We start from the raw sequence: 6,983 nt of genomic DNA, 5'->3' as shown, positions 1-6,983 counted from the left end.
TACTGTAGAAGGAATTAATAATAAACTCAAATTAATCAAAAGACTTGGATATGGATTTCGTAACTTTAGTAATTTTAGATTACGTAGTTTATTAAACTGGCACTTTAGTATTAATTCTCCATAAAAGGGACGCAAGAGCCGAATTTCTGTACTATACCTAATTCTAGATATTTTTGTTTAATACTTGATGGCAAATAATGAAAATCTTTCACTATTTTTCGACAATTAGTTGCGGAACATCCACATTCCATTGTCCATGAATTCTCACTCATAGTCGTAGAGTAATCGTAGAAAATCTCCTCACCCTTACAAATATCAGTCAAAGCGAGTAGTGTATATGTATTGATAATTCCGGCGTTAGGATTGCAATGATGATTAACAATCACCCCAGGTTCTTCTATGTCTATGTATGTTTTAGTATCTATTTGCAATGGATTACCGGAAGTTTCTCCCTTTGCTAAAGCTTCATCTAGGGTAATTATCTTGCCAGAAAATGTGAGAATAACTTCACCTTTAGCAATATTTTTAGCAGCAAATACTCCCCTACCAAAACTGCATTTGTCAACGAAAATATTTAGACAATTACTACTTAGTGTATTCAGTGTCATATTCTTTGAGTTTTTATTTGTTAACTACAGAATTATATATGAATTTATATATAATCCTCTTCCGGTAAAGTGGGAATCAAAAACATCAGTTCCTAATTTTTAAATCCATATATACACATAGAAAGCATTTCAACTTCTTATTAAAAACAAAATATTGAAAACATTTTGGAATATTAATAGATAGCCAAAAACATTGCTAAATAAAGGATACATTCAATTCCACATTACCACTCTCAGATTTTCGTTGGGGAAAATAATACCAGAGGGTTACAATAGCGTAGTCAGGGCAAATCTTACAATAGAAACTAACTATTGTCTAGTCAATTTGTGAAATTACCTGATCATCTGGTAGGTATCAATTAATTATTTCTTTTTCTGGATGATGACGTTGACGAAGTAAATCCACACCGCGAGATGTGCCTAATCTAGTCGCACCAGCCATAATTAACTCTAAGGCATCATTATGAGTGCGAATACCTCCTGATGCTTTGATGCCCACACGATCTTTTGCTATCTCTTTCAAAAGCTTCACATCAGCTACAGTTGCGCCACCATTCCAACCTGTACTGGTTTTTAAGAATGCAGCACCAGCATCCAAAGCCAGTTCCGCAGCGATTTGTTTCTCTGTATCCGTCAGCAAGCTAGTTTCTAAAATTACCTTTACAGGTTGTCCAGCTTCTTCACAAATTGTGGCAATTTCTCGGTGAACTTCCTCTGTTTTTCCCGCTTTTAACCACCCTAAATTAATCACTACATCCAACTCAGTAGCACCATTATCTACTGCTTCTTTGGCTTCATATAACTTTACCGCTGAAGTATTTGCACCATTGGGAAAACCAATGACTGTACAAATTTGAGGATTTTTTTTATACAAAAGTTCGGCTACTTGCTTAACATAACAGGGATTCACACAAACCGCTGCAAAGTTATATCTATATGCTTCGTCGCACCATTGACTAATCTGCTCTGGAGTTGCAATTGGTAATAGCAAAGAGTGGTCAATAAATGGTGCAATATCAATATTTGGATAGTCTGCTGCCATCGTTTTTGCTTTGGGTGTAAAGTTTATTAAACTTGATGAAAATTAAAGTATTTCTTATATATTAAACCACATATATTATAAGTCTATTTCAAAAGCAGCCGTTGAAATGAGTTTTGTATCTCAGCTTTTCAAGTATTATTAATCTATTATCAGTATTATAGTTGACATCAATCGTTTATCAGGTTATAAAAATAGTGGTACATTCTAGACCAAAATATTTATTTAAAAGAATTTACCCCTCATTGTAACCAAAAGAACAATAAATGCTTACTGATACAGCCTGGTTTACAGAAAAGTCGAATGGTAAAGTTAGTATAAATAGTAAAGATATATATAAACATTTATCTCCTAAGATAGTAATTAAACTAGCTGAAAACTTATCAGTTAGTGAAATTTTAGAATGGATAAAAAATGAAATAATTAATGCTTTTAGAGAAAAGTATTCAAAAAATCCTGAAGTAGGTGCTTTAAATAAGGCTATAGGAGGATGGAATGAATATATAGCAACAAGTTTATTATCTGAAATTATCTTTGACATAAATACAAAAACTGGGAAATGTATAGCTACATTCGCTCTTCCAAATTCACAATCTAAAATAAAAGGATCAAAGGAATCATATTCCAATTTTTTAAATCTTTTTGCCCCAGAAGATTTTTGTAATATCAATAATTATTTATCAAAAATCCAACCATTTAAAGAGCGAATTTTTATGCCTAGCCCAGATTATATTATTATTGATGTAGAAAATTCTCTCTATTCAAAAGATGTTAATTTCTTTTTACAGGAACAAGTGAGAGATCCAGATAGTTTAGGTCTATATAACTTTTTCAAAGGAAAATTACATATAGAAGATATCAAAGCAGCAGTTTCTCTAAAAACTTCAAATCGTCCAGATCGGCGCTATCAGCCTTTGTTTGAAGCAGCTATGATTAAAGCAATGGGTCATGTATTAAAGCAAAGCTGGAAATATTACATGGTTGTCAGTGAATTAACTGCTGCGGATAAAACTATATTTAATTCGGCAATAGCTCCTCATGGTATAGCTCTAGAAGAAAATTTTCAACTAGTTGACGCTACTTATTTATATGCTAGAAAAGCAGATTTATTACCCTTAGTGATAGCAGCTATTGAGAAATAGGTGATTATAAAATTATCTAACCTAATTTCAATGGTAAACATAATTGCTGATTGACTTTTTCTTCATAAAACTGTTCTCTAGTAGTTAAGAATTTAAGAATAGTTTTAGCCAATGCCTTAGCTGTCAAATATGGCACACCATTACCAATGGTTTTAAACATATTTGTGAGCGTCATATTCTCAGGAAGTACGAAATTTTCAGGCAAAGATTGTATAGCTAAAGCTTCCGCAGCAGAAATACGTCTAATTTTGTAGGGATGTAAATGCACTTCATTATTGCCGTAGCAAGCTGTTGGAGAATAACGCCATCTGTGTAAACGTTTATAAGACTTTTTAGAATCATCTCCTTCATCAACAACAGCAAATTTTACGATACCTGCCCTTGGTTGAAAATAGTGTTTAGCATTTGCATGGTTGAGAACATTATTTTTTCTAAACCAATATTCAACAGTTAGTTCTTCAGGAATATCATCAGGACAAGGAAATATAGAATTTTCTTTAAAGGGTTCACTTTTACGCCAAGGGTAGGAAAAAACTTTTTCTTGAGGATATAAAATATGATTATTCCAAGGAAAAGCACCTTGGGGTAGTACATCGTAGCTACCAACTTTCATTCCTATATTTTTTAGAAAATTATCTCTAAACCCAATGAGAATAATTCTATCTCTATCTTGGGGTACACCGTACTCAATGGCATTAATCAATTTTTCTGTTAAAGTATAACCTGCTTGTTGTAATTTGATTTTTAGTTCCTCAAAAAATAAACGATGTTTTGTTGTTCTCCATAAACCTTTGACATTTTCAAATAAAAAGAAATCGGGTAAATTTTGACAAATTAATTCAACATAAGCAGATGAGAGTTTACCATTATCGCCTAAATGTCCTTTGTTTTTACCACCAACTGAAAAATCAGGACAGGGTGGACCACCAATAAAGCCTATTATATTATTTGATTTACGGGAATCTTTGACTAATTCATTTAATCGTTGTGCTGGTGTTCCTGCTATTAATTTGCTTACGTCTGCGGCTTCACCTTGATGATATCCATATTCAGGTTGGGGGAGGTTGAGTTTTTCCCTTGAATAGCGATATGCCGACATGAATGGAGGAAATATTTCGTTGACATAAGCAATTTTATAGCCGCTGGTTTCAAATCCTAAATCGAGGAATCCTGAGCCAGAGAAAAAGGAGAAAATAGTCGGACAATTGATCACTGACATAACATACTATTTAAGGAAAATTTTATTGAATTATTGCTATTATAACTTACATTAGTTATTAATTAATATCATTTTTGTGAAAAAATTTATGTTGGTTATCTTCTAAACTTATTCTGCCAGGGAATTAATTTCCTGTCTAATAGCTCAAGTCTACTAAAGTAGACTAAAGATTGATTTTCAGTCCACTTCAGTGGACTTTGGCTATTAGACTGCGATTTTAATCGTAGGCGGTTTAGTTACGTCGTGGAAAATTTGAATTTTCACATTAATCAATAGATTCTATATTTTGTAATCATCTAAATCATTACTAAAATGGATAAATTACAAAGAATATTCAGCCTATTTATATTACTATTGGTACAAGTGGCATAAGGGATAATTCCTATAGTTTCATATTTCACCATAATTCTGCTATGATAGGAGGCTGTGGGATTTGCTCCTAGTCTTGGTGCTTACTGCCCATTTAGTATTTTAAACCATTCGTCCGCCTAAGACTGAAGCCGTGATTGGCGACAGGCCGATGTTATTCTTGGAGTTCTATGTCTTTTTCTAATCTCGGCTTGTCCCCAGAAATTGTTCGTGCTGTCACTGAGCGGGGATATGATAAACCTACACCAATCCAGACACAGGCTATCCCTGTGGTATTGTCTGGTGGTGATATTATGGCTGGAGCGCAAACGGGTACTGGTAAAACTGCCAGTTTCACTCTGCCATTGTTACATCGTTTGTCTGCAAATAAGGGCATTTCTAGCAATTCTCATGGATTTCCGCCAATTCGCGCCTTAATTCTGACTCCTACCCGTGAACTCGCTGCACAGGTGCAAGAAAGTGTTCGTGATTATGGTAAATATTTGAATCTGAATTCAATGGTGATGTTTGGGGGGGTGAGTATTGGTCCCCAAAAACAGAAATTGAGAACCCGTGTAGATATTTTGGTTTCAACTCCAGGACGATTGTTAGATCATGTCCAACAAGGGACTGTGAATTTGTCTCGTGTGGAAGTGTTGGTACTGGATGAAGCAGACCGAATGCTGGATATGGGGTTTATTAATGATATCCGGCGGATTCTTTCACTTTTACCTAAACAGCGGCAGAATTTGCTATTTTTTGCCACTTTCTCTGATAAAGTTAAAACTCTTGCGGCTGGGTTACTAAATAATCCGACTATGATTGAAGTCGCACGCCGAAACGTAACTGCGGCAACGATATCACAAAAAGTTTATCATGTGGACAGAGAACGAAAGCGGCAATTACTGTCTCATTTGATTCGAGAAAACAAATGGTATCAGGTATTAGTATTTAGCCGCACCAAGCATGGCGCTGACCGGTTGGTGAAGCAGTTGGGGGAAGATCGAATTCAAGCGCTCGCCATTCACGGTAACAAGAGTCAGGGAGCGCGAACTCACGCTTTAGCCAAGTTCAAAGATGGGACTTTGCAGGTATTGGTAGCAACGGATATTGCTGCACGGGGTCTTGACATTAGCGAACTACCTCACGTTATTAATTACGATTTACCCAATGTCCCAGAAGATTATGTGCATCGCATTGGTCGGACTGGACGCGCTGGTGCGGAAGGTCAAGCGATTTCCCTGGTGTGTGTTGATGAACATCATTTATTAGCAGATATCGAAACCCTAATTGAGCAACGTTTACCGAAAGAAATGGTAGATGGTTTTGGAGTCAACCCGGAAATTAAGGCTGAACCAATTCCCAATGGACGTAAACCGCCTTCAGGTGGTGGTGGAAATCAGCGGACCCGTCGTTCTGCGCCTAAATCTGCTTCTTCAAAATCACCTAGACAACCTTCTTCCCGGACAGCCGCAGGTGATAAAAAACCCGGTTCTAGTTCTCCTACACCACGTCGTTCTGGTAAACGTCGGTAATAACTGATTTTTCTTAGGTTGGGTTGAACAAAGTACAACCCAACACAAAAATAACTACTTAAATTTTAGGAATGTCATGTTTACAGATTGATATTACGGAGTAATCTAACATCTAAATTTTAGTCATCAAAGATTGGCGGTGGATAAAATAATGAAAGAGAATCTGTTATCAGAAACACACTTTTTAAATCATCTTGTCCTAAAAATTCAAGTGCATTTTCTATAGTATTAAACTCAAAAACTTTGACTTCTCCTAAGCTGGAAACAATTTCCACGACAATTTTCTTAACCTGTCGCTCAATTGATTCATCTAAGATATTTTCAATCAAGGAAATTAACTGCACCTCTATTAAACTTACCATTTTTCTTCCTATTAAAGTTTTTTATTCAGAGGTGAGGTTATTGTACTTATACCAAGCATCTTTTGCTTTTATTTTTTCTTTTTCTCCCCAGTAAAATTCAATACCTACTTCTAGCAATAATTCACAAATCAATTCAAATGGAATAAAAAATAAGTTTATCTCATTGCTTTTCATCATAGCTTGTGATGAGCCACTCCAATTACCTGCTAAAACAGCTATGGAACTTCTTATACTATGATATCTTCGTCTCACGGCAGAATGAGCGTTACAAATCCAGCTTGCTTTGTCTCTATTATGTTTTTTGTATCTTATATATTTTGATTCAAATAAAATTAACGGCTGCATATTTTCATTAGCAAAAACTCCGTCAATATCATATTCATTCCCATAGTTATCTGACATTAATAGCTTCTTTACTTTCGTTCCACTCTTTGTGTTTCTTACACCAGAAGTTAAATAATGACAACCATATAAATCTGCTATTTCAATTAGTTTTTCCTCAAGTGCTTTCTCCATAGATGCACCAATAGCTTCACCTATAGCACTACCAAAATTTTCAACCGACATATATTTCTCCGACACTATTTTTTCTCCAAAATTATTATTGATTCTTGTAAGGAAATATTGTGCCGCTGAGGATTATCTTTCCACTTATCTCCTCGTTTCCTCAATACCCAGGGCTATTTCATTCTAAATAATTGCTTGAGTGTGCTAAGACCAAAACCAGCGA

At 35.1% G+C, this 6,983-nt stretch carries 8 protein-coding genes; 3 read left to right on the top strand and 5 right to left on the bottom strand.

From position 1 onward, the window contains the following. Positions 1-124, top strand: a 124-nt coding sequence (locus FJR05_RS16740; protein ID WP_168642427.1) for a transposase, incomplete at its 5' end; no start/stop codon positions are given. Here the strand turns inward: FJR05_RS16740 and FJR05_RS16735 are convergent. Both FJR05_RS16735 and deoC read right to left on the bottom strand, forming a co-directional pair. Further along, positions 111-608: an SET domain-containing protein gene (locus tag FJR05_RS16735; RefSeq protein ID WP_168645160.1), complete on the bottom strand. Its 498-nt coding sequence runs from the start codon at positions 606-608 to the stop codon at positions 111-113. The genes FJR05_RS16740 and FJR05_RS16735 overlap by 14 nt on opposite strands. A 355-nt stretch (positions 609-963) precedes the next feature. After that, positions 964-1,650 (bottom strand): deoxyribose-phosphate aldolase, encoded by a 687-nt coding sequence (gene deoC, locus FJR05_RS16730; RefSeq protein ID WP_168645158.1) that lies wholly within the window; start codon positions 1,648-1,650, stop codon positions 964-966. 263 nt (positions 1,651-1,913) lie between these two features. On the opposite strand from deoC, the gene FJR05_RS16725 reads away from it, so the two are divergent. Continuing rightward, the gene (locus tag FJR05_RS16725; RefSeq protein WP_168645156.1) at positions 1,914-2,789 is read left to right on the top strand and encodes a Cfr10I/Bse634I family restriction endonuclease; all 876 of its coding nucleotides are present in this window, start codon (positions 1,914-1,916) and stop codon (positions 2,787-2,789) included. 16 nt (positions 2,790-2,805) lie between these two features. Here FJR05_RS16725 and FJR05_RS16720 read toward each other — a convergent pair whose 3' ends face one another. Continuing rightward, on the bottom strand, positions 2,806-4,008 hold the full coding sequence (locus tag FJR05_RS16720; RefSeq protein ID WP_168645154.1) for a DNA cytosine methyltransferase: 1,203 nt from the start codon (positions 4,006-4,008) through the stop codon (positions 2,806-2,808). Positions 4,009-4,547: 539 nt separating this feature from the next. Between FJR05_RS16720 and FJR05_RS16715 the strand changes: the two genes are divergently transcribed. Beyond that, entirely contained in the window at positions 4,548-5,891 is a 1,344-nt protein-coding gene (locus tag FJR05_RS16715) for a DEAD/DEAH box helicase (RefSeq protein ID WP_168645152.1), read from the top strand. Positions 5,892-6,010: 119 nt separating this feature from the next. Here FJR05_RS16715 and FJR05_RS16710 read toward each other — a convergent pair whose 3' ends face one another. Together FJR05_RS16710 and FJR05_RS16705 are read right to left on the bottom strand one after the other, a co-directional pair. Continuing rightward, positions 6,011-6,253: a hypothetical protein gene (locus tag FJR05_RS16710; protein WP_168645151.1), complete on the bottom strand. Its 243-nt coding sequence runs from the start codon at positions 6,251-6,253 to the stop codon at positions 6,011-6,013. 21 nt (positions 6,254-6,274) lie between these two features. Beyond that, positions 6,275-6,820, bottom strand: coding sequence for a hypothetical protein (locus FJR05_RS16705; protein WP_168645149.1), 546 nt, complete (start codon positions 6,818-6,820; stop codon positions 6,275-6,277). Positions 6,821-6,983 lie beyond the last annotated feature (163 nt).

Origin of the sequence: Dolichospermum sp. UHCC 0259 (assembly GCF_009711935.1) — a bacterium.
Lineage (GTDB): Bacteria > Cyanobacteriota > Cyanobacteriia > Cyanobacteriales > Nostocaceae > Dolichospermum.
Note: the sequence above shows the minus strand (reverse complement) of the source record. Positions and strands in the feature narration are given on the sequence as shown.

Excerpts from the sequence above, each read along its gene's own strand:
- FJR05_RS16715 (WP_168645152.1), top strand. The coding sequence starts at position 4,548 with ATGTCTTTTTCTAATCTCGGCTTGTCCCCAGAAATTGTTCGTGCTGTC.
- FJR05_RS16720 (WP_168645154.1), bottom strand. The coding sequence starts at position 4,008 with ATGTCAGTGATCAATTGTCCGACTATTTTCTCCTTTTTCTCTGGCTCA.
- deoC (WP_168645158.1), bottom strand. The coding sequence starts at position 1,650 with ATGGCAGCAGACTATCCAAATATTGATATTGCACCATTTATTGACCAC.
- FJR05_RS16710 (WP_168645151.1), bottom strand. The coding sequence starts at position 6,253 with ATGGTAAGTTTAATAGAGGTGCAGTTAATTTCCTTGATTGAAAATATC.
- FJR05_RS16705 (WP_168645149.1), bottom strand. The coding sequence starts at position 6,820 with ATGTCGGTTGAAAATTTTGGTAGTGCTATAGGTGAAGCTATTGGTGCA.
- FJR05_RS16725 (WP_168645156.1), top strand. The coding sequence starts at position 1,914 with ATGCTTACTGATACAGCCTGGTTTACAGAAAAGTCGAATGGTAAAGTT.
- FJR05_RS16735 (WP_168645160.1), bottom strand. The coding sequence starts at position 608 with ATGACACTGAATACACTAAGTAGTAATTGTCTAAATATTTTCGTTGAC.